Annotated in this window: 8 protein-coding genes; all 8 read right to left on the reverse strand. The window is 65.2% G+C overall.

From position 1 onward, the window contains the following. Positions 1-130: 130 nt before the first annotated feature. On the reverse strand, positions 131-553 hold the full coding sequence (gene tnpA / locus AC5ZFO_RS44030) for an IS66-like element accessory protein TnpA (RefSeq protein ID WP_496123798.1): 423 nt from the start codon (positions 551-553) through the stop codon (positions 131-133). Positions 554-790: 237 nt separating this feature from the next. Further along, positions 791-2,233: a KamA family radical SAM protein gene (locus tag AC5ZFO_RS44035; protein WP_496123799.1), complete on the reverse strand. Its 1,443-nt coding sequence runs from the start codon at positions 2,231-2,233 to the stop codon at positions 791-793. Between the two features lie 205 nt (positions 2,234-2,438). Then, positions 2,439-3,209, reverse strand: a complete 771-nt coding sequence (locus AC5ZFO_RS44040; protein ID WP_029084257.1) for an acyl-CoA dehydratase activase — start codon at positions 3,207-3,209, stop codon at positions 2,439-2,441. Positions 3,210-3,222: 13 nt separating this feature from the next. Further along, positions 3,223-4,440, reverse strand: coding sequence for a 2-hydroxyacyl-CoA dehydratase family protein (locus AC5ZFO_RS44045; protein WP_496123800.1), 1,218 nt, complete (start codon positions 4,438-4,440; stop codon positions 3,223-3,225). Positions 4,441-4,449: 9 nt separating this feature from the next. Then, positions 4,450-5,535: a 2-hydroxyacyl-CoA dehydratase subunit D gene (locus AC5ZFO_RS44050; protein WP_496123801.1), complete on the reverse strand. Its 1,086-nt coding sequence runs from the start codon at positions 5,533-5,535 to the stop codon at positions 4,450-4,452. A 35-nt stretch (positions 5,536-5,570) separates the two neighbouring features. Then, positions 5,571-14,882: a non-ribosomal peptide synthetase gene (locus tag AC5ZFO_RS44055; protein ID WP_496123802.1), complete on the reverse strand. Its 9,312-nt coding sequence runs from the start codon at positions 14,880-14,882 to the stop codon at positions 5,571-5,573. Continuing rightward, entirely contained in the window at positions 14,866-18,078 is a 3,213-nt protein-coding gene (locus AC5ZFO_RS44060; RefSeq protein WP_496123803.1) for a non-ribosomal peptide synthetase, read from the reverse strand. The genes AC5ZFO_RS44055 and AC5ZFO_RS44060 overlap by 17 nt, the downstream gene beginning before the upstream one ends. After that, positions 18,075-21,386: a non-ribosomal peptide synthetase gene (locus AC5ZFO_RS44065; protein WP_496123804.1), complete on the reverse strand. Its 3,312-nt coding sequence runs from the start codon at positions 21,384-21,386 to the stop codon at positions 18,075-18,077. The genes AC5ZFO_RS44060 and AC5ZFO_RS44065 overlap by 4 nt, the downstream gene beginning before the upstream one ends. Between the last annotated feature and the right edge of the window lies 1 nt (position 21,387).

Consider the following 21,387-nt stretch of genomic DNA (forward strand, 5'->3'; position numbering starts at 1 on the left):
GTGAAATAGGCGAGAAGACCGCGGCGGGAACCAACTTCCCGCCGCACACTCCGCATAATCGTGGGCTCCGCATAATTTCTGAAGTCCACAGGTTGCGTCGCCACGTAAATCATGAGGCTCGCGGGCGGCATCAGCATGAACGTATCCGTCGAAGCGCCAAGAACACATCACTCAACACAGCAAGGCCAGGCGTCCCTCGCACCTCCACTCGCGCCCCCTGGAGTTCAACCGTCACAACGGCTGCTTCCGGCGACCCGGTGGGCTCTGCGGCTGCCGGTAGCGCCGATTCCGATACCACCGGCACGAACGATAGCGTGTCCGCCGAAGCCGGCAGCACTAACTGGCCCAAACGCGCCCGGCGGCGCCAGTCGTGCACCTGCTGGGGTCGGCACCCATGGCGACGCGCGACATCTGTGACAATCGCCCCCGGCTCAAGGCTTTCCGCGGCAATCTGTGCCTTCAAATCGTCCGGCCAGCGCTTTCGACCTGCGCCTGCGTACACTTCGATACGCGGTGACAACGGTCGTCTTATGTCGTCCGAATGATCGTCCATTGTGAGCACCCTTGCAGAAGATGACTCTTCTAGCGGTGCTCTCAGGATCGAGTACAAAAATTCTCAAGGGCCTCAACGCCACGCTTACGTTCCAGCGTCAGCACCATCTGATTCATCTTCGGATCCGCGGGAATGCCCTGACCTTAAGAGGAGAGCGGCGGGCTCAATTGGTCAGCGCAACACTCTATTCAGCGTGCTCACGATCCCGGACTGCGGCTCGTCGTCCTTTGTGCGGCATCAGTCCAGCAGGCATTCGCTGAACGCGTGCAGCGGAGCTGTTCGATCGCGGTCAGCGGCCAGCTCGAAGGCAAATCGCTCGCCGCCGAATGCCGGCCGCATCTGGTCGAGCCAGGTTGCGCCGGGATCGAAGGCGGCAAAGAACACCATCTGGTTCAACCGCGCGTCCCGTGCCTGAAGGAAGTCGCAGACCAGAATCTGCTCCTGCGGATCGGCCGATGGCGCGCCGGCGCCGCCGTTGCGCAACACCGCGGGCTCCTGACGATCCACCAACTCGCTGCGTGCGACGACGCCCAGGATTCTAATCTTTCCGGGAAGCACGGACATCGTCGGCCCTTGCGCCGCGCGCGCGAGGCCGGAGACGTTCGCGGCGGCACGCCGGAAGATCTCGTGGGCGCGGACCAGCGGCACGGAGAAATAGTCGCGAGGGCCGGTGTCTCGCTCGATGAACATGTAATAGGGGATCAGTCCGAGCCGCACGCCGGTGCGCCATAGCTCCGACCACAGCTCGGGGGCATCGTTGACGTGACGGATCAGCGGCGCCTGCATTCTGATCTGGGCGCCGGTGTCGCGGATGCGCCGGATCGCCTCGCGGGCGAGCGGCGACTGGAGTTCGACCGGATGAGTGTAGTGCCCCATGATGGCGAGATGGTGGTTTGCCGCAGCAACCTGCTCGAACAGTCTGAGGCAATCGTCGGCGTCGGCATCCGACACGAACCTGTGCGGCCAATAGGCGACCGATTTGGTGCCAATCCGGATGTTCTGGATGTGCGCCAGCTCGGGAGCCAACAGCGGTTCAATGTAGCGCCGGAGCGTTCGAGTTGCCATGATCATCGGATCGCCTCCGGTGATCAGGACGTCGGTGACTTTCGGGTGCACCCGGAGATAGGCGACGAGGTCGGAGGTGCTCCTCGCTTCGATCCGCATCCCTTGCACGCCGACAAACTGCGCCCAGCGGAAACAATAGGTGCAGTAGGCGTGGCAGGTCTGCCCCTGGGCCGGAAAGAACACCACGGTCTCGCGATATTTGTGCTGCACGCCCGGGAGCGGACGGCCGGCGAGCGTCGCCGTGTTGTGGGTGAGCTGGCCGGCGGGATGCGGGTTGAGGCGGCGACGAATTCGCTCGACCGCACGCGCCATCACCTCGGTATCGTCGGCGCTTTCCACCAGGGTTCGAACGTCGTCGAAATCAGCCTCCGACAGCATGCCACGCTGAGGAAACACCAGCTGAAAGATCGGATCGTCCGGCACCCGCGACCAATCGATCAGGTTCTCCACCACGTAGCGGTTGGTCCGGAACGGCAGCACCCGCGCCACGATGTCGATCTCGTGACGAAGCTGCGCGTCGAGTCTCTGCCACTCGGGCAGTTCGGGAAGGTTGCTGCGGCCGATCGCGTGATAGTGGGTCGGCTCTGTCGAACCGGACATCGTCACAGCCGTCATGGTCGCCCCCCGAACAAGCCGTCGCTTCGCCGTCGCGCCAACCAAAGCGTGGCAAAGTTTCTCCGAGCCATCCCCCCGCTCCGCCCCCGCCGCTTCAGCATGGCCTTATTCGCGGATCGGTGTTTGGTTCGCCGGATCATGCTCTCCGTTTCCATTTCATCTCGATCTTCGATCGGACGGTCGGCCCCGATTTTGCAGAACCGCCTCAGGCCAGTCTCTGGGCGATGTAGGCGGCACCAATCGCGCCTCGCACCTGCGGATTGTCGACGATGTAGATGCTGGTCTGCAGTTTATCTTCGAGGGCGCGGACCACGCCGCTGTTGAGCGCCACGCCACCGCTCATCCCGACCGGCCCGCTGATTCCGACCTGGCGCAGCAGCACGACCGCGCGCTGGGCGATCGAGTCGTGAACGGCCCGGACGATGTCAGGCACCGGCGTTCCGACGGCGACGAGGGAAACGATTTCGGTTTCGGCAAATACCGCGCAGGTGCTGCTGATCCGAAGCGGGTTGCGCGCCAGCGCCGAGGCTTCGCCGAGCTCGGAGAGTCCGATGCCCATCGCGCGCGCAGTCACCTCGAGAAAGCGTCCGCAGCCGGCGGCGCATTTGTCGTTCATAACGAACTGTTCGACGCGCCCGCCGTCGTCGATGCGGATTGCCTTGCTGTCCTGGCCGCCGATCTCAAGAATAGTCCGGATGTCCGGGTTCCTGAGATGCATGCCGATTCCGTGGCAGGTGATCTCCGAAACGTGCTTGTCGGCGAACGGCAGATTCTCCCGCCCGTACCCCGTCGAAACGACGAACTTGACGTCGCCTCGCCTTAACCCGGACGCCGTGAGGACGTTCTCAAACGTCGTCTCAGCGGCTTTGCGGTTGGTGCCTCCGGTCAGGACCACGTCGAATGCCACCACCTCGTCGTTCTCCATCAGGACCGACTTGGTCGACAGCGAACCGATATCAATACCGAGCGTAATCATCGCGTTCTCTCATTCACTGCAATGTTTCCAGAAACGCATCGACGCGGTTCTTAATATGGGGGAAGGCGTAATTGTTGCGATCGACGGGATCGATGCTGATCGTCAGGTTCTTGATTCGCTTGCGCGCCGCCAGAGATCGGAACGTCGGACCGATGGCCATCATGTTTCGGCACCCCCAGGTGTTGGCGATGATGTATCCCTCGACCTGGTAGGCGTCGGTGATGTGGTCGAGGTCGCATTCCATTCTTTCCGCGTTCCAGTGATAGCGGATCGCGCGCTCGGCGATGCTTCGCAGCGGCTGCTCTTCGTCGAGCGCCATCAGGTTCGCTTCCCACAGCGGCGCCCAGTACAGCACGTCGACGGACCGGCCGAGATGCCGAAGCAGCTCGTCGGATTCACCCGGGGTCTGGCCGATCCACATCACACGCGGGCGCTTCGGCGCCGTGGTCTCGGCCAGCACCACCGCCTCCTCGTACAAGGTCTTGCAGAGATCGATGTTCTCTGGCGCGCCGAAATAGTTCATTCCGAATATCTCCAGAAGCTCGCGCGCCACGCCGGGCAAGGCGTGGCGTTCGAGCAGCAGAGCCGCTTTGCGGTAGTACTCACGGGCGCGATTCGAATTCACGATGCTGCTGCGCAGGCACTCGGGATCGGGATCGGACTGAAACACCCCGGCGATCCGGGTCAGCATGATTTCGATCTGCTGGACGAGATAGTCGAGCGCATCCTGATCCAGCAGATTTGGCGTGTGCAGCGCGAAGGTCGGCACCCCGTAGCGCTTGCCGGACATAAAAATGGTCTTGAGAAGCCCCTCGCAGGGCTGGTCGTTGGTGAGCACGAAATTCGGCCGCGGATAGCATTCGGCGAGCATCATCCCGAACGGCCCCCGAAGGAACGAGCAGATGTCGCGGGACAGCTCGCGCTCCTGGGTGAGCAGAAACACCTGGTCGATGTCGAGCGACTGGGCCAGCATGTTCGACATCGACTCGATGTTCCACGGCAGAGCACCCGCGGCGAAGACGATCTCGGTCGGGAATTGCTCGGAAACATAAGCGACCTTCGCATCGGCCCTATACGCCTCGGCGATCCGGTCGCAGTTCATGACCGACCGCATCCGGGTCGCGGCGAGGGCCGGCGCGGCCTCTTCCGATGGCGCCCGCTGGCGTCCGATCAGACGCAGCATGTTCTCGTATTGAGTAGCGCGCTGCTGCGCGATGTTGTCCGGGTCCATCTCGCCTCCTCAGAAAAATCGCGGCTCCAGGAACGTCTCGATACGCGTCTTGATACTGGCGATATTGCTGCCGTTGTGCTCGCCTTCAATGAACAGAACGGGGATCTCGCGCAATTTTTCCTTGATGTAAGGGTAGTCGTGCAGGTTGGTGTCGCAAAATTTCAGGGCGAAGTAGATCACCGATTCCACGCGATAGTCCCGCACTAGGTCGAACAGGTGCCGCACCCGAATGTCGGTATCGATGCAACGCGCGCTGGTGTGCTTTTCGAGATAGTAGTCCGCGATGGCCGCCACCGGCTCCGCGTCGGCATCGATCTGTCCTTCGAAATACTTGACCCCATTGCTGATATCCCCGCAGACGATGTCGGCGCCGGTGGCCTCGATGACCTCCACGATCGCCGGCTGATCGAAATAGCTGCCGCAAATCAATACCCGGTGTCGCTGCCGGCCGGCCCGGGGTTGCTGCGAAGCGGCGGAGTCGAGCAGCGCCGCCAGGCGATCGTTGAACTCGTCCTTCAAACCCGTTGTTGCTGCCTTCACGAGGTCGATCGACTGCTGTCCCGTCAGCAGCGGGCCGCCACGCTTGTTGCCGTCGTGCAGCCGCTGCATCAGCTCGCGTGTGCGGTTGCACCGCGCGATGCCGTCACGCAGCGCGCCCTCGCCGATCGGCCGGCCGTAGCGCTGCTCCAGCCGGCTGATCAGCTTGCGGAGCTGACCGGCGAAGAACGATTTCGACAATGGGCTCGCGTCGTTGGGAAGTTCGAGGAACCAGCTTTCACAACCGGGAACGGTCCGAGCCCAGGTCTCCCACAGCCGCTTGCGCATATCGCAGGCATCGACGAACACGACCGCGTCCGCGAAGCTGTACAAGCCGGCGAGTCCCTCGCCGAAACAGCTCAGCACGTAGGAGCAGTAGTTGCTGCCAAGATGCACGCTCGCCCCGTCGGTTTCGGTGCTGTACTCGCCGGTCAGCCGGAACGGGATCGCGCCCGCGGCCAGCAGGATTTCCTCGGGGGTCTGAATCGACAGATAACCGATCTTCGGCCGATCGATGCCGGCGAGGAGCGCGAGGCGATCGCGGTGCAGGTCGAGCACATCCTGGATCGCGGCGGCGATGGAATCGTGTCGCATCATGGCGGCGGCGTTTCCCCTGTTGGCGTGATGGCCTGGCGTTCGCCGCGCAAAGCCTCCGAGAGATGGTGGGAAAGGTTCGCGATCGACGGCGCCTGCAGCCATCGGCACAGGTTCGGGGCAACACCGAACCGGGCCGTGAGGCGCGACTGCAGCGTCATCGCCGCAAGCGAGGTCAGGCCGGCGTTGCGCAGGTCGGCCGCGGGGTCGACCGCGGGCACGCCGACAAGCTCTTCGACGATGGTCCGGATCGCGGGAACGAGGCTCGGGTCCGCAGCATCTGCCGTCGGTACCGGCGGCGATTGCTTTGCCGGTATCGGCAGAGCCTCGACTGCGACCCGATCCGTCTCGTCGCGCGGGATGGTGGCGACCTGGACGTATGCCTCCGGGATCATGTACCGCGGCAGCCACTCGGCGAGATGTCGCTTCAGGTCGCGGACCAATGCCGAGGCCGATTCCGGCAGCACGCCGGTGGTGACGACGAGCGCGCACAGCTTCGGCTGGAGCCGATCCGCAGCGCCCCGCACGATGGCCGCGTCCGCGATGTTTGCATGCTCGCGCAAGCAATGTTCAATCTCGGCCAGATGGACCCGATGGCCGTCGATCTCCACATCGCCGCCGCAGTCGATCAGTTCGATGCCGCCGTCCGCAAGCCGTTTTGCGCGAAGACCGGAGCGGAAGATGCGACCGTCGGGGACGTGCGGGTTTGGTGTGAAACCATGCGAGATCGATGGCTCCTCGCCGAGATACCCCCGCGCGAGGCCGGCCCCGCCGAGACAAAGTTCGCCGGTTACCCCAATCGGCAGAAGGCTGTCGTCGTGACCGAGGATATAGGTCTCCGAACCGATGATCGGAGTGCCGACAAGGCTTCCGGCCGTCTCGGCCGTCACCGGCTTGCACGTCGTTACCTCGGTGTGCTCCGGCAGGCCGAAGCAGGTGACGAGTTCGTAATTGCCGCGCCGCAGAGGGGTGATGGCGCCGCCGGTCGCAATCAGCGTCCGCAACGGCAGCCCCGCGGTCCCGGCGAGCCGTTCGCACAGCGTCGCCGGCAGCCAGCCGACCGTCACGCCTTTGTCGCTCACCCCCTTCACCAGCGTCGTGGCAGACTGGCGCGCTTCCTCCGGTGCGATCCAGACCGAGGCGCCGGCGCACAACGTCGAGATCAGCGTGAGCAAGGCGGCACCCGAGCTCAGGTCGCCGCACATCACAGTGCGATCAGCCTCGACGATCGCGAACCTGTCGATGAACCATCGGGCGCGGTCGAGCAATGATCGGTGCTCGATCATGACGTGCTTCCGAATTCCGCTGCGGTCGGTCGCGACGCCGACGACGGCAAGCGCCTTCGGATCAGCCGGACCATCGGGAAGAGCCGCGACCGTTTCCGGTTCGGTCGCGCCGTCGAGCAGGAGCGCCGAGATGCCGAGCTCGTCCGGCTTGGAATCGCGGTCGCAGACCAACAGCGCCGCAGCAGTCTCGGCGAGTCGGGCCGCGACCCGCCGCGGCGGATCGTCGGTTGCGAGCGGAACGCAGGCCGCGCCGGTCGCCCAGATCGCAAGGACGGCGGAGATCATCTCTACTGAGGGAGCAGCGAGGAGCGCCACGATCATTCCCGGCCCGACACCTTCCGCCGCCAGCCGCCGCCCGAGCTGCTGCGTCCGTTGGTGGAGGGTGCGGTAGGTCACGGTGATGCCGTCAACGGCCACGGCGACGCGATCCGGAGCGGCGCGGACCCGCCGCTTGAACAGGGTGACCACGGTCGCCGCCGTCCAAGCGTCGTCGTCGTCGCCGACCGGAGCGGTGTCCCGGACGCCGAATAGCAAGGCCGACTTTTCGGCCGGCGTCACGATTTCGATCTGCCTCAGCATCCGGCCGGGGTCCGCGACGATCTGGTCGAGAATGTGCAGATATTGGCCGACAATCCGCGCCGCAGTGCTGCGGCGGAACAGATCCGTGTTGTATTCGATCTCGATATCGAGGCGCCCCGGCCGCTCGACGGCACCCATCGTCAGGTCGAACTTCGCGACGTTGTAATGCGGGTCGATCTCTTCGATCTCGAGGCCCGGAATCTCCATGCTGGTGAAGGCTTGATCCTGAACGACGAAGACGGCGCTGAACAGCAATTTCCCGGTGGCGACGTTGTGCTGCACCATGATGTCCCAGAGCTGATACTCTTGGTGCTCGACGGCACGGCGCACCCCGGCCTTGACCTCCTGAAGGAATTCGTCGAAGCGCCGCTCGGCGCGCGGCAGGCTGCGGATAACGTGTGTGCTGACGAACATCCCGACCACGTCGTGAACGTCGGCGAGATAGCGGCCGACCGTCGGCACGCCGATGATGATGTCCTCACGGCCGCTGTATTTGGAGAGCAGCACATTATAGGCGGCGAGCAGCAGCATATAGAGCGTGACGCCCTGGCGCGTGCAAAGCGCCTTGAGGCCGTCGTGCAGCGCCGCGTCGGCGGTACAATTGATCCGGCTTCCAGCGAATGCAAATGCCTCCTTGCGCGGAAAATCCGACTCGAGCCGGATCGTGTCGGGAGGCGAATCGAGGACCTGGCGCCAATAGGCCTCGTGGGCGCGCATCCGGTCGCTGCGTAAATGGCCTTGAAGCCACTCCGCGAAGTCCTTGTAAGTGATGCCGGGGCGCGGCGGACGTGAACCGGCATAGAGCGCCGCGATCTCCTTGAACAGCAGCCCCATCGAGGTGCCGTCGCTGACCAGGTGGTGCATGTCGATGAGGAGAACATGGCGGCCGGGATCGCGCGGGACCACCGCCGCCCGGATCAGCGGCGGCGCCGACAGCTGGAACGGCCGGATGAAGTCGCGCGTGACCTCCCCGATCTCCGCGTCGCCGCACCTCGGCAGACGGGCGATCGAGAAATCCACCTTCGGAACGACGTATTGAACGGCACCGCCGTCCACGCTCAAGAACCCGGTGCGCAGCGCTTCATGCCGGTCGATGACCTCGCGGAACGCGCCTTCGAGCCGCGGAATGTCGAGGTCGCCGCCGATCTCGAACGCCATCGGAAGGTTGTATTCGACGCCGCCGCGGGCCGTGCAGACCGCGTAGAGCAGCCCCTGAGTCGGCGTCGCGGCGTAGTGCAGGCGGTTCTCCACCGGCACCAAGCTCGGCGCCGCGCTCTCCGACCCCGCAGCGAAGTCCTCTGCCAATCTGGCGATGGTCGGCCGGTCGAACACCGCGCCGAGCGCGACGGCGGTGCCGAACGCCTTGTTGGCCTTGGCGATCATGATGGTGGCGCGCAGCGAATCGCCGCCGATCGCGAAGAAATTGTCGTGAATGCCGACATGCTGCCGGTCCAGAACCTGCTGCCAGATCGCGGCCAGCCAAGATTCGGCGGAAGTGCGGGGAGCCTCGCCGGTGGTCGGGGCTTCGCCGTCTGCGGGCGGCAGCGCCGCCAGATCGACCTTGCCGCGTGCATTCAGCGGGATTTCGTCCAGCGTCACGAAGAACGCCGGCAGCATGTAGTTAGGAAGCCGCTGGCCGAGAGAGGCCCGCAGATCGGTCAGGCGCGCGGCGTCGCGCCATGCGATATAGGCGGAGAGCTGCTTGTCGCCCTTGCGATCTTCGCGGGCGACGACGACGGCATCCCTCACCGCCTCATGGGCGAGGATCGCCGTTTCGACCTCGCGCGGCTCGATGCGGCAGCCGCGAATCTTCACCTGGCCGTCGGTGCGTCCGAGATAGTCGATCGATCCATCCGGCCGCCACCGCGCCACATCCCCAGTCCGATAGAGCCGCTCTCCCGGCTCGAACGGGTTGGCGACGAACTTCTCGGCAGTCCGCACGGCATCGCCGAGGTAACCGCGTGCGAGCCCCGCTCCGGCGATGCATAATTCGCCCGGAACGCCGATCGGGACCGGCCTGTCGGCCTTGTCGACCAGATAGACGCGGATATTTGCGATCGGCTTGCCGATCGAGATCGGTCCGTCGGCCGCGACGACCGGGCCGCTGGTCGCCACCACGGTGCTCTCGGTCGGCCCGTAGTTGTTGACGAGCTGGTAGCGGCCGCGGCCGCCGCGGCGCAGGCGGTCGCCGCCGGTCAGCAGGAGCCGCAGCGACCGATTGTCGAACTGCACGAAGAGTTCGCAGATCTGCGTCGGCAGAAAGCTGACGGTGATGCCGGCGTCGTCGAAATAGCGGGCCAGCCGGGCGAGGTCGAGCCGGATCTCCTGCGGGACAATATGCAGCGCGGCGCCAGCCTGCAGCGAAGGAAGGATCTCCCACACCGACGCATCGAAACTGAAGCGGGCGTATTTGGTGGTCCGGTCGGCGTTGGACAGCGCGAAGCTGCGAATGTGCCAGGCGCACAGGTTGTTGACCGCGGAATGCTCGACCATGACGCCTTTCGGCGCCCCGGTGGTTCCGGAGGTGTAGATGACATAGGCGAGGTTTCGGCTCGATGCGGTGACCCCGAGATTGGCCTCATCGCCTCGGTAGAGCGTCGGTTGGCTGAGGTCGAGCGACGGCCGCCCCACCTCGCCCCACGGCTCGACGCCGGCGAAAACAACCATCTTGGCCTTGCTATCCTCAAGCATCATCGCGGCGCGATCGGCGGGGCAGTCGGCGTCGATCGGCAGATAGGCCGCACCGGCTTTGAGAATCGACAGGATGCCGATCATCATCTCCAGCGACGGCTCCGCCACGATGCCGACCATGTCCTCGACGGCGATGCCGTTGCGAACCAGCAGCCGCGCCAGCATGTTGGCGCGTCGGTTCAATTCGCCGTAAGAGAGCGTCTGCGTGCCGAACACGACCGCCGGCGCTTCCGGCGTCCGTTCCGCCTGGTCCTCGATGAGTTCGTGAACGGTCCGGCCTGCCGGATAATTGGCCTCGGAGCGATTGAACTCCACCAGGACTTGCCGGCGCTCCTGCTCAGTCAGCGGATCGAGATCGCGGAGCAGCCGCGCCGGGTCGGATGCGATCTGCTCCAGCAGATGCACGAAGTGGTTCGCCATGCGCTCGATGGTGTTGCGCCGGAACAGGCCGGTGCAGTACTCGAGTTCGAAGACGATGGAATCCTCGCGCTCTTCGGCCAGCAGGGTCAGGTCGAACTTCGAGATCTTCCAGGGCACGTTCTCGATGCGAACGGTGACGCCATCGGCCTGGAACGCCCTGCGTCCGCCCTCGAGCGTCGCAAACACCGTGTCGAACAGCGGATTCCGGCCGAGGTCGCGTTCGATCTCGAGCCTGTCCACCAACTCTTCGAACTGGTAGTCCTGGTTGTCGTAGGCATCCAGCGCGTGCGCCTGCACAGTATCGAGATAGTCGACGAAGCGAAGCTCGCCGCGCGGCCGGTTCCGCGTCGCCAACGTGTTGACGAACATTCCGACCACTCGCTGCAGCGAGGCCATCCTCCGCCCCGCCACCGGAATGCCGACGACGATGTCCTCCTGGCCGGTATACTTCGACAGCAGGACCGTGTAGGCGGCCAGCAGTGTCATGAACAGGGTCGCGCCGGTGGCCCGACCGATCGCGCGCAGCCGTTCGGCGAGCGCCGCATCGACCGTGAAGCTCATGAGGTCCCCATCGAACGAGCGGATGGCCCCGCGCGGAAAGTCAGTTGGAAGCGTGAGGGCCGGCGCTCCCCCCTCGAACACCGCTCTCCAATACGCCTCCTGGCTCCGCACCTCCGCGCTCGCGGAATGGACATGCTGCCAGGCGGCGTAGTCCCTGTACTGGACAGCCACGCCCTCCAGCGTCCGGCCTTCGTAGAGCGCGCGCAGATCGTCGATGATGATGTCGATCGAAAGCCCGTCGGCGACGATGTGGTGGAGATCGACGAGAATCGTGTGCTCGACCGGGCCGGCGTTCAGTATGGTAGCTCGGAGCAGCGGCGCCCGGTCGAGGTCGAACGGAAGGACATACCCCTCGATCGCCTGCGCAAGCGATGCGGAAGCGCCGGAAGCTCGGCCTTCGAAGGCAAAATCGACCTCGGCATGCACCTTCTGAACGATCTGGTCGTCGACCAGCAGGAACGAGGTCCGCAGCGACTCGTGCCGCGCCAGCAGCGCGCGGAAGGCGCCGAGCCAGCGCGCACGATCGAACTGCCCGGTCACGTTCAATGCGAACGGGACGTTGTACTGAACATCCTGTGGCGCGAGTTGATGGATGATGAACAGCCGCTTCTGCGCCGCCGAGACCGGGTAATAATCCCGGGGAGCGACGGCTGCTATCTCTGCGCACGGGTCCTCCCTGGTTTCATCGACCAGGCCGGCGAGGCCGCGGATGGTCCGGCGCACGAAGGCGTCGCGCAACGTGACACCGGCGTGCAGCTCGCGGTTGACGCGGGCAATCATCAGGGTCGCCTTCAGTGATTGCCCGCCGAGATCGAAGAAGTCATCGTCGAGGCCGATCCGCTGAACGCCCAGCACCTGCTCCCAAATGACAGCAATCGCGCATTCCACCGCGGAGCGGGGTGCGGCCGAGCCTGGGCTCCCGGTCGGCTCGCCCGGGTCGGGCAGCGCTGTCCGGTCGACCTTGCCACTGCGCCCGATCGGAAGGCGATCGACGATAACCACGCGCGACGGAACCATGTGCGCCGGAAGGCGCTGCGCCAGAAGGCGACGGAGGTCGGCGGTCTCGATCGCGCCGGCCGCGACGACATAGGCGCACAGATAGGAATCGCCGGCCGCGTCGGTCCGCGGCGCCACCACTGCATCGATCACCCCGGGGCAGCGCAGCAACGCCGTCTCGATCTCTCCGAGTTCGATCCGGAAGCCGCGCAGCTTGACCTGATCGTCGTTGCGCCCGAGGAAATCCAGCGCACCGCTTGGCAGCATGCGCGCGAGATCGCCGGTCTTGTAGAGGCGGATCTCGTGACCGCCGAGGCGCTGCATGACAAACCGCTCGGCCGTCATGTCGGGATTGTTCAGGTAGCCGTCGGCCAGGCAGGCCCCGGCGATATGCAATTCGCCGATCGCTCCCCTCGGCACCGGCAGCCCGTAGCGGTCGAGCACCAGGACCGCGACGTTGTCGATCGCCGTTCCGATCGGCACCGACGCCGCCTTGTCCACCGCGGGGTCGAATTTGTAGATCATGCAGCCGACCGTCGCCTCGGTCGGCCCGTACTCGTTGTAGAGTTCGACACGGCCGTCGAAGCCGTTGTCGACTTTCCTCGCCAGGCCGGTCTTGAAATCTTCACCGCCGACGATCAACGCGCGCAGCCGGCGGTTGGCGGGAGCACCCTCGTGCATCGCCTCGGCGAGCAACGCCAGATGCGTCGGCGTCAGCTTGAGCACCTCGACCTGATCGTCGCGAAGAATATCCCGCATCAATCCCATGGCGTCGTCGTTCCGGTAAACGACGAGCCGATTTCCCGAGACCAGCGGCGCGAAAGCAGATGTAATGGTGAGATCGACCGAAAGCGGCGAATGCAGCGCGAAGGCGGCGGGCGAATCGCCGATATAGGTCCGCACCGCCCAGCTGACGTAATTGGCGAGCGCGCGGTGCGAGATCATCACGCCCTTGGGCAACCCGGTCGAGCCGGAGGTGTAGATCACGTAAGCGAGGTCGCCGCCGGTCACCGCTGCGCGGTCGGGTAGCCCACCCTCCACGTCGCCGGCGGCGCGGTCGAGGGCGAGATCCACCGGCCCGAGGCCCGCGAGCGGGTCGGCGTCGGTCGGCAGCAGCACCACCGCCATCCCCGACCCCGCCGCGATCGTCCGGAAACGGTCTGCCGGCGTGCTCGGGTCAATCGGAAGGAATGCGGCGCCGAGCTTGAGGATACCGAGGATCGCCGCGACCGCCTCGATCGACGGCGCGGCGACCAGGCCGACGATCGCCCCCGGTCCCGCTCCGGCCGCCTGCAGCCGCGCCGCGATCGTGCTCGAGAGGCGGTCGAGGGTCGCGTAGTCGATCGCCTTGCCGTCGCACGCGATCGCAGGCGCTGCCGGATTTGTGCGAGCCTGGATCTCGAACAGCTCTACCACGCTCTGCGCCGCATCCGTCGGCTGCGGCAAATCCGTGACAACGGCCCGCCTTTCGTCGACGCCCGACACGTCGATGTCGCGCAGCCGGATCGCGGGGTCGGCCACAACAGCCTCGAGTGCCGTGACGTAATGGGCGGACAGGCGTTCGATCGTGTCGCGGCGGAACAGGTCGGTGCAATACTCGAAGTCGAATTCCAGCTCGCCGTGCTGTTGCTCGATAACGGTCAAGGTGAGGTCGAACTTGGCGATCGCGTAGTCGAGTTCGTAAGGGCTGAATTCGATGCCGCCATAAACCGTCGGCGTTGCATTCGACGACAGCGCGGTGAACATCGTGTCGAACAGCGGGCCGCGGCCGAGATCGCGCAGCGGCGCGATGCGATCGACCAGATCTTCGAACTGACTGTCCTGGTTCTCGAATGCGTCGAGGCACTCGTCGCGGACCTGCTGCAGATAGTCGCTGAAAGCGAGCTCGCCGCGAGGCCGGCTGCGCAGCGCCAGGGTATTGACGAACAACCCGATGACGCCCTGAAACCGTTCGGCGTTGCGTCCGGCCGCGAGCGTGCCGACCACCAGGTCGTCCTGGCCCGAATATTTCGAGAGTACGACGTAGTAGGCGGCGAGCAGCAACATGTACATCGACACGCGGTTGCCCGCCGCGAGTTCGCGCAACGCGGCGGTGAGCCGCAGATTGGGACGAAGCGTCACCCGGTCGCCGTCGAACGACTGCGTGCTCGGCCGCGGGAGGTCGGTCGGCAGGTTCAGCGCCGTCCGCTCACCCTCGAGCAGGCGGAGCCAGTAGTTCTGCTGCTGCTCGGCTTCCTCGCTGCCGGCGAACTCCCGCTGCCACAGCGCGAAGTCCTTGTAGTCGGCGGGCAGCGGAGGCAGCGTCTGGCCATCATAGAGCCGGCCCAGTTCGTCGCTCAGGATGTCGATCGACACGCCGTCGCAGATGATGTGGTGCAAATCGAGCAAGAGGACGTGCTTGAGCGAGCCCAGCCTGATCAGACAGGCCCGCAGCAGCGGCGGCCGATGCAGATCGAACGGCCGGACGAAGCGTCGCTTGATCGCCTCGACCTCGCTCTTGCCGCGCGCCCTCTCGAAATCGAGCGGGACGCGGAGCGGCGCCTGAAGCGTCTGGATGATCGTCTCGCCAACGATCCCGAACGACGTCCTCAAGCTGTCATGGCGCGTCACCAGCGCCGAGAGCGCGTCCTGCAGGCGGACCGCGTCGAGCTTGCCATTCAGCCGGATCGCGACCGGCACGTTGTAGGCGATGCCGTCCGGCGACAGCCGGTTGAGAATATACATCCGCCTCTGGTTCGCGGACGCGGGATAGTAGCCCTGCTCAACCGGCGACGCCATCTCGGTGCTCCATTTGCGCCAGTGAGCCGACCAGCCGCGCCAACTCCCCCACGGTTGGCGCATCGAACACGTTCCTGAGCGTGATCTTCAGTCCGAACATCTTGCTCAGGCGCGAGGCCAGGGCGCTGGCTTTCAGGGAATGGCCTCCGATCTCGAAAAAATTCGCGGTTGCGCCGACATTCCGGGTCTCGAGCAGCTCTTCCCAGACCCTCGCAATGGCGATTTCCGCCGCGCTCTCGGGGGCGCGGACGGACCGCGGTTCAGCCATCCACCGCCGTGGCTCGGGCAGCGCGCGGTAATCGATCTTGCCGTTCTCGGTCAGCGGCATGATCTCGATGCGGCAAAAGGCGGATGGCAGCATATAAGCCGGAAGCCGAGTTGCCAGTTGCTGCCGCAACTCCTGCGCGCCCACATCGGTGGCGGCAATGTAATAGGCGCACAGGAAGACGCCGCCGTCGTCGGCCTTGGCCGGGACGACGCAGGCCTCGCGCAGGCGGCCGTCCTCGAGAAGCCGGTTCTCGATCTCGCCGGGCTCGATGCGGAAGCCCCGAATCTTGATCTGCCGGTCGGCCCGGCCCACGAACTCCAGCACCCCGTCCGCGCGGCGACGGACCAAGTCTCCGGTGCGGTAGAGTCGCTCCCCCGCCACGTGAGGATTCGTGACGAAACGCTCGGCGGTGAGTGCGGGAAGATGAAGATAGCCCCGCGCAAGACCGACGCCCCCGACGTAAAGCTCGCCGACCACGCCGGTCGGGGTCAGCAGCATGTGACGGTCGAAGACATAGGCCGTCGAGTTTGGGATCGGCCTGCCGATCGGTATCGTCCGCGGCTCGACACCAGTGACCACGTGACATGTCGAATAGGTGGTGTTCTCACTTGGGCCGTAGGCGTTGATCAGCGTCAGCCGGGGGTTGGCTCTCCGAATCCGCTCGACGTGCTGGGTCGACGCCACGTCGCCGCCGGTGATGAGATAGCGCAGCGGACGGAACACCGAGGGGTTGGCATGCGCGAACTGGTTGAGCAGCGCCGGAACGAGAAACAGGATCGTGATGCCGTGCCGGGCGAGTTCGTCGTCAAACGCCACGTAGTCTAGCAGGGTCTCGTCGTCGATCTGGTAGAGCGGTAGCCCGTTGAGCAAGGCGCCCCAGATCTCGAACGTTGTCGCATCGAAGGCGGGCGCCCCGGTCTGAAGCATCCGGTCGTCCGGGCGGAATTCGAGATAATCGACGTTGGTCACGAGATTGACGACGCTGCGATGCTCGACCATGACGCCTTTGGGTTTTCCAGTCGAACCCGAGGTGTAGACGACGTAAGCGAGATTCGACGGCCCGGTCACGTGCGGCAACGGCCCATCGTCGATGCCTGGAGCCTCGGCGTCGCGCAGACGCAGAACCGGGACGTCGAGATCGAGGTCGCGCCGATCGTCGTTCGGCATGATCACGACCTGCGGCCGCGCGTCGCGCAGAATGTCGTCCCAAAGGCGGGCCGGGCTGTCCCGGCCGAGCGGCAGGTAGGCGCCGCCCGCTTTGAGAACGGCGAGTTCGCCGAGCACCATCTCCACCGAGCGGCGGCCGATGACGGCGACGATGCTGTCCGGCCCGACCCCGCGGGCCCGCAACAGCCGGGCGAGCCGATTGGATGTGCGGTCGGCGTCGCCGTAGCTGATCCGCTCGATGCTATCGACCAGCGCGATCGCCGCCGGCCGGCGACGAGCATGCTGCTCGAACAGCTCGTGGATGCAGCTCTCCGCGGCGAACGGCGACGGCGTCGGGTTGCATCCGTCGAGCAACTGACACGCTTCAGCTTCGCCGACCACGGCGAGACGGTCGACACCAATGTCCCAGCCACCCGCCAGCCGCTCGAGCAAGGTGATGTAGTGGCGCCCCAACCGGGCGACCGTGCCGCGTTCGAAAATGTCAGTGTTGTACTCGATCCGGATCTCCGCCCCCGCCGATCCCCAATGGATGTCGAAGATCAGATCGACCTGAACCGCTTGGGTCTGGGTGGCGACATCGATCCAGCGGGCCTGCGCAACGCCATCGAATTCCGTCGTGTCCTCGGGGTCCGGCACCAGGTTGAACATGGTTCGGACCAACGGCATCCGGCCATTGCCGCGGGCCGGAGCCAGCGTCTGGATCAACCGCTCGAACGGATAGTCCTGCATGAAATAGGCTTCCTCGACCCGTTCATGCACCGCCCGCACCAACCGTTCGAAGGTGTCGTCGAAGCGGACATCCGCGCGCACCGCCACCATGTTGACGAAGAATCCGACGGTGTTGGCGAGCTCCGCGCTGTAGTGCCGGCCCGAGAACAGCACGCCGGACGTGATGTCCTCCTGCTGGCAGATCTTCTGCAAGAGCACGAGGTAGGCGGCGAACAGGCTCGAAAACAGCAGAACGCGCTGCTCCCAGCTCTGCCGCTGGAACGCCTCGATCAGGTGGAGCGGAATCGCGACGATCTCCAACCCGCCGTTCAGGGACATCGCCGGCGACGGCGCCGCATCGGTGGGCAGATCGAGGGCCGGCGGTTCGCCTTCGAACCGTGCCAGCCAATAGGCCTCCTGCTCGCGGGTCCGCTCCGCATCGAAATGACGGCGCTGCCAATGCGCGTAATCCAAATAAGTCAGCGTCATCGGCGACGCTGCGACCGGCGCATCGCGGGTGAGCGCGTTGTAGATCGACGTCAGCTCTCGCCACAGGATCAGCACTGAGGCGGCGTCCGCGATGATGTGGTGGACCCGCAGCAGCAACGCCTGATCGTCCGGGCCGAGCGTCAGCAGCACGACCTCGAAGAATGCATCGTCGGGTCTCCATTGCGAGATCGGATTCCGGCAGATTGCGGCGATCTGGGTTGCCAGTGCGGTGTCGCGGTCGGGGCCGGCCGCCGCCGACGCGTCGAAGTGCCGAACAGCGCGTTTGAGATCCTGATCGAAGGTCTGCACCGGGCGCTCGCCGCGCCGTGACACCCGGGTGCGCAGCACGGCATGCGCGGCGGCCAACAGGTCGACCGCCCAGCGCAGCCGCCGCAGGTCGAGATGCCCGGCCAGCCGTTTGCAGGTGTTGATGTCCCAGATCGAGCTGGCGGGATCGAGTTCGCAGAAATGCAGAACCCGCTCCTGCTGAAAGGTCAGCGGACAGGGAATGGTCCGGTCGCCGGTGGGGATCGGCGGATATTTGCGAATCCCGACGGCTGTCATGGCGAGGTGTCTCGGCAGGACATGTCGCCGACCGGCACCGGGCGCGCCGGGATCTGGACGATGACGATGCGATCCTTGATCGACGATGGCCGCTGAAGCATCGGCTCGATCAGCGCAGCGATCTCGGCGATGGTCGGCAGCCGGAGAAAATCCATCGCCCTCAGCCGGGTCCCAAGCGCCTTGTCGAGGGCCGCGATGAAACGCAGCGTCAGCAGCGAGTTGCCTCCGAGGTGGAAGAAATTGCTGGCGGGGGTCAAGCCACGGAGGTCGAGCAGGTCTTCGGCGATCGCGATGATCTTGCGTTCGAGCTCGGTCGCCGCACGTTGCGCCGTGGTCGCCGACGCGTCGGTCGGGGTTGGTGCCGGCAAGCGTTGGATGTCGATCTTGCCGCTCGGAAGCCGTGGTAGGCGGTCGAGCGGCACAAACACTTCGGGAATCATGAAACCGGGCAGCCATGCGGTCAAGTCGCTCGAAATCCGCTCGATCGAGGTCGGACGTTCCTTGTCGAAAGCGAGATAGGCGACGAGGCTGTTCTGGCCGAACGCGTCGCTTCTGACGGTGACGGCGGCCTCGGCCACGCCGTCGCAAGCACGCAATTTCTGCTCGACCTCCGCGACCTCGACGCGGAAGCCGCGGATCTTGACCTGCCTGTCGGCGCGGCCGAGGTAGTAGATCAGCCCGTCGTCGCCCCATTTTGCGAGGTCGCCGGTTCGGTAGAGGCGGCGGCCTCCCAAGTCGGACCTCGGGCAGAATCGCTCTGCCGTCAGGTCGGGTCGGTTCAGGTATTCCGTCGCAAGCCCGACGCCGGACAACCACAATTCGCCGACCACACCAACCGGAACTGGACGAAGCGCCTCGTCAAGGATATGCGCGCCGGTGTTGGAAATCGGCCTGCCGATCGGGACCCAGGCCACCTCCGTCCCGCGCGGCAGGGAATGATAGGTGGCGTAGATCGCGGCTTCGGTCGGACCATACAGGTTTTCGAGCCGGACCTTGGGAACCAGGCGATGGAAGCGATTCACCAGGTCGGGCTTGAGCGCCTCGCCCGCGGCGAAGACGTAGCGAAGCCTGTCCCACGGTAAAGCGGCGCCTGCCGGCTGGCTCTCCAGGAGCACGTCCAGCATCGAAGGGACAAAATTGACGTGCGTCACCGCGAACTTTTCGATGGCTTCGAGCAAAGCGCGGCTATCGCGCTCGGCGCCAAGATCGAGCACCGCGAGCCGGCCGTCGTCGAACAGCCAGCCGAACAGTTCGGCGGCCGACACGTCAAACGTGAAGTTCGTCTTGAACAGGATCGTCTTGCTGGCCAGCGGATAGCTCGCCTCCAGGAATTCGAGCGTATTCATCAAGGCGCGATGGCTGACCACCACTCCCTTCGGATGGCCGGTCGAGCCCGAGGTGTAGATCACATAGGCTGGCCGCTCAGGGTCGAAGCTGCGGTCCGGATTGATAGCGGGTCCGGCGTAGGATGCCGCATCGTCAACGCGGATCACCGGCAGCGGGCCTCGCGGGCCCTGCGGATCGGATGGCGGCTCGCTCGCCGCCAGCAGGCAGCGGACGCCGCCGTCGTTCAGGATGAAGTCGATCCGCTGCGGCGGAAAGCTCGGATCGATCGGCAGGTAGGCGGCGCCGGCCTTGAGCGCCGCCAAGATCGCCACGACCATCGCCGGCGAGCGTTCGAGCAATACCGCGACGATGTCGCCTTCGGCGACACCGGCATCGACCAGGGCGGCCGCCAGCCGGTTGGCCTTGCGGTTGACCTCGCCGCAGGTAAGCGTGCCGGCGGACGAGAGCAATGCCGGCCGGTCGGGCGTGCGCGCCGCGCGTTGTTCCAACAGGCCGACGATGCCGCGGCCGGCCGCCGCCGGGACCACATTGCCTTCGGCGAACGAACGAACCCGTTGCCGCTCTTCCGCGTCCAGCATCGACAGATCGCGCAGGATTGCGTCCGGGCGCTCAATCATCGCGGTGAGCAGCACCTCGTAGTGGTGGAGAATGCGCCGGATGCTGCGCGGCTCGAACAGCTCGGTATTGTACTCGAGACGCAGCTCGGCAGCATCGGGACCAGTGTGGAAATCGAGCAGCAGGTCGACCTGCGTCGCGGTGATCTCAGGCTCCAGCACGCGCTCGTCGCGAATGCCGCTGAACGCGTGGGTCGGCTCGAAGTCGGTGACCATGTTGAACATCGCCCGGAACAGCGGATTGCGGCGATGTTCGCGATCCAGCGCGAGGCGGTCGACGAGACGTTCGAGCGGATAATCCTGCATGCGATGGGCGCCGGTCACACGGTCGTGGACCTGGCGCACGAAGTCGCTGACGGAGGCCTGCGGGTCGACCCGCAGCCGCAGCGCGACGCTGTTGGCGAAGAAGCCGGCGAGCGCCTTCAGCCTGGGATCGTGGTGCCGCCCGGAGAATACCGTCCCGATGATGATGTCGTCCTGCCGGCAATATTTGCAGAGCAGCAGAGCCTGCGCGCCGAGCATCGTCGAGAATGGGACGACGCGATGCTTCAGGCTGAACGACTGCAGCCGGGCGACGAGATCGGGAGACAGCGGGCGCGATTCCACGGCGCCGCAAAACGACAGCTGCAGCGGGGCCGGAAGGTCGGTGGGGAGATCGAGCTCCGGCGGCTTGTCAGCGAACTGTGACAGCCAATAGGCCTCCGCCTCGTGGATGTTCTGCTCGGAGAAGCGGTCTCTCAGCCACCTCGCGTAGTCGACATAATCGAGGTCGAGCGGTGCCGGGTCGCCGCCGCCGACCCGCCGCGCACTGTAGAGACGTTTCAGGTCATTCCACAGGATGCGAATCGTGATGGCATCGGAAATGATGTGATGCAGCTTCAGGATGAGCTGCCACTCCTGGTCTGACCAGCGCACCAGCACGACTTTGAAAAGCCGGCCGCCGTCGAGCGTGAAGGAACGCCCGTACTCCTGGTTCAGCAGGCTCTGCGCTTCGGCATCAAAGGCTGCGGAGCGGTCTGCGCCGCCGCCGTCCGGACCGGAAGAGCGATCGACGAACTCGAAGCTGCCGTCGTTGCCGTCGAGCCGTGACTGGAACAGCGTGCCGTCGATGAGGGTGATCCGGGTGCGAAGCGCGGCGTGACGATCGATCAGCGCCACGACCGCATCTTCCAGGGCATCGACGTCGAGCAGACCGGATAGGCGCCGGCACGAGGCCCGAGTCCAGATCGACTTCTGCGCCGAGATCTCGTCCAGGTAGAAGATGCGTTCCTGCTGGAACGACAGCGGATACAGCGTCGTGTCCGAAGCCTGCTCAAGATTCGGGTTCGCGATGTTGATGGTGGGCATC

Source organism: Bradyrhizobium sp. Unk1, assembly GCF_059512345.1.

Bases quoted from the DNA above. Each gene is read 5' to 3' on its own strand.
- tnpA (WP_496123798.1), bottom strand. From the start codon at position 553: ATGGACGATCATTCGGACGACATAAGACGACCGTTGTCACCGCGTATC.
- AC5ZFO_RS44035 (WP_496123799.1), bottom strand. From the start codon at position 2,233: ATGACGGCTGTGACGATGTCCGGTTCGACAGAGCCGACCCACTATCAC.
- AC5ZFO_RS44040 (WP_029084257.1), bottom strand. From the start codon at position 3,209: ATGATTACGCTCGGTATTGATATCGGTTCGCTGTCGACCAAGTCGGTC.
- AC5ZFO_RS44045 (WP_496123800.1), bottom strand. From the start codon at position 4,440: ATGGACCCGGACAACATCGCGCAGCAGCGCGCTACTCAATACGAGAAC.
- AC5ZFO_RS44055 (WP_496123802.1), bottom strand. From the start codon at position 14,882: ATGGCGTCGCCGGTTGAGCAGGGCTACTATCCCGCGTCCGCGAACCAG.
- AC5ZFO_RS44060 (WP_496123803.1), bottom strand. From the start codon at position 18,078: ATGACAGCCGTCGGGATTCGCAAATATCCGCCGATCCCCACCGGCGAC.
- AC5ZFO_RS44065 (WP_496123804.1), bottom strand. From the start codon at position 21,386: ATGCCCACCATCAACATCGCGAACCCGAATCTTGAGCAGGCTTCGGAC.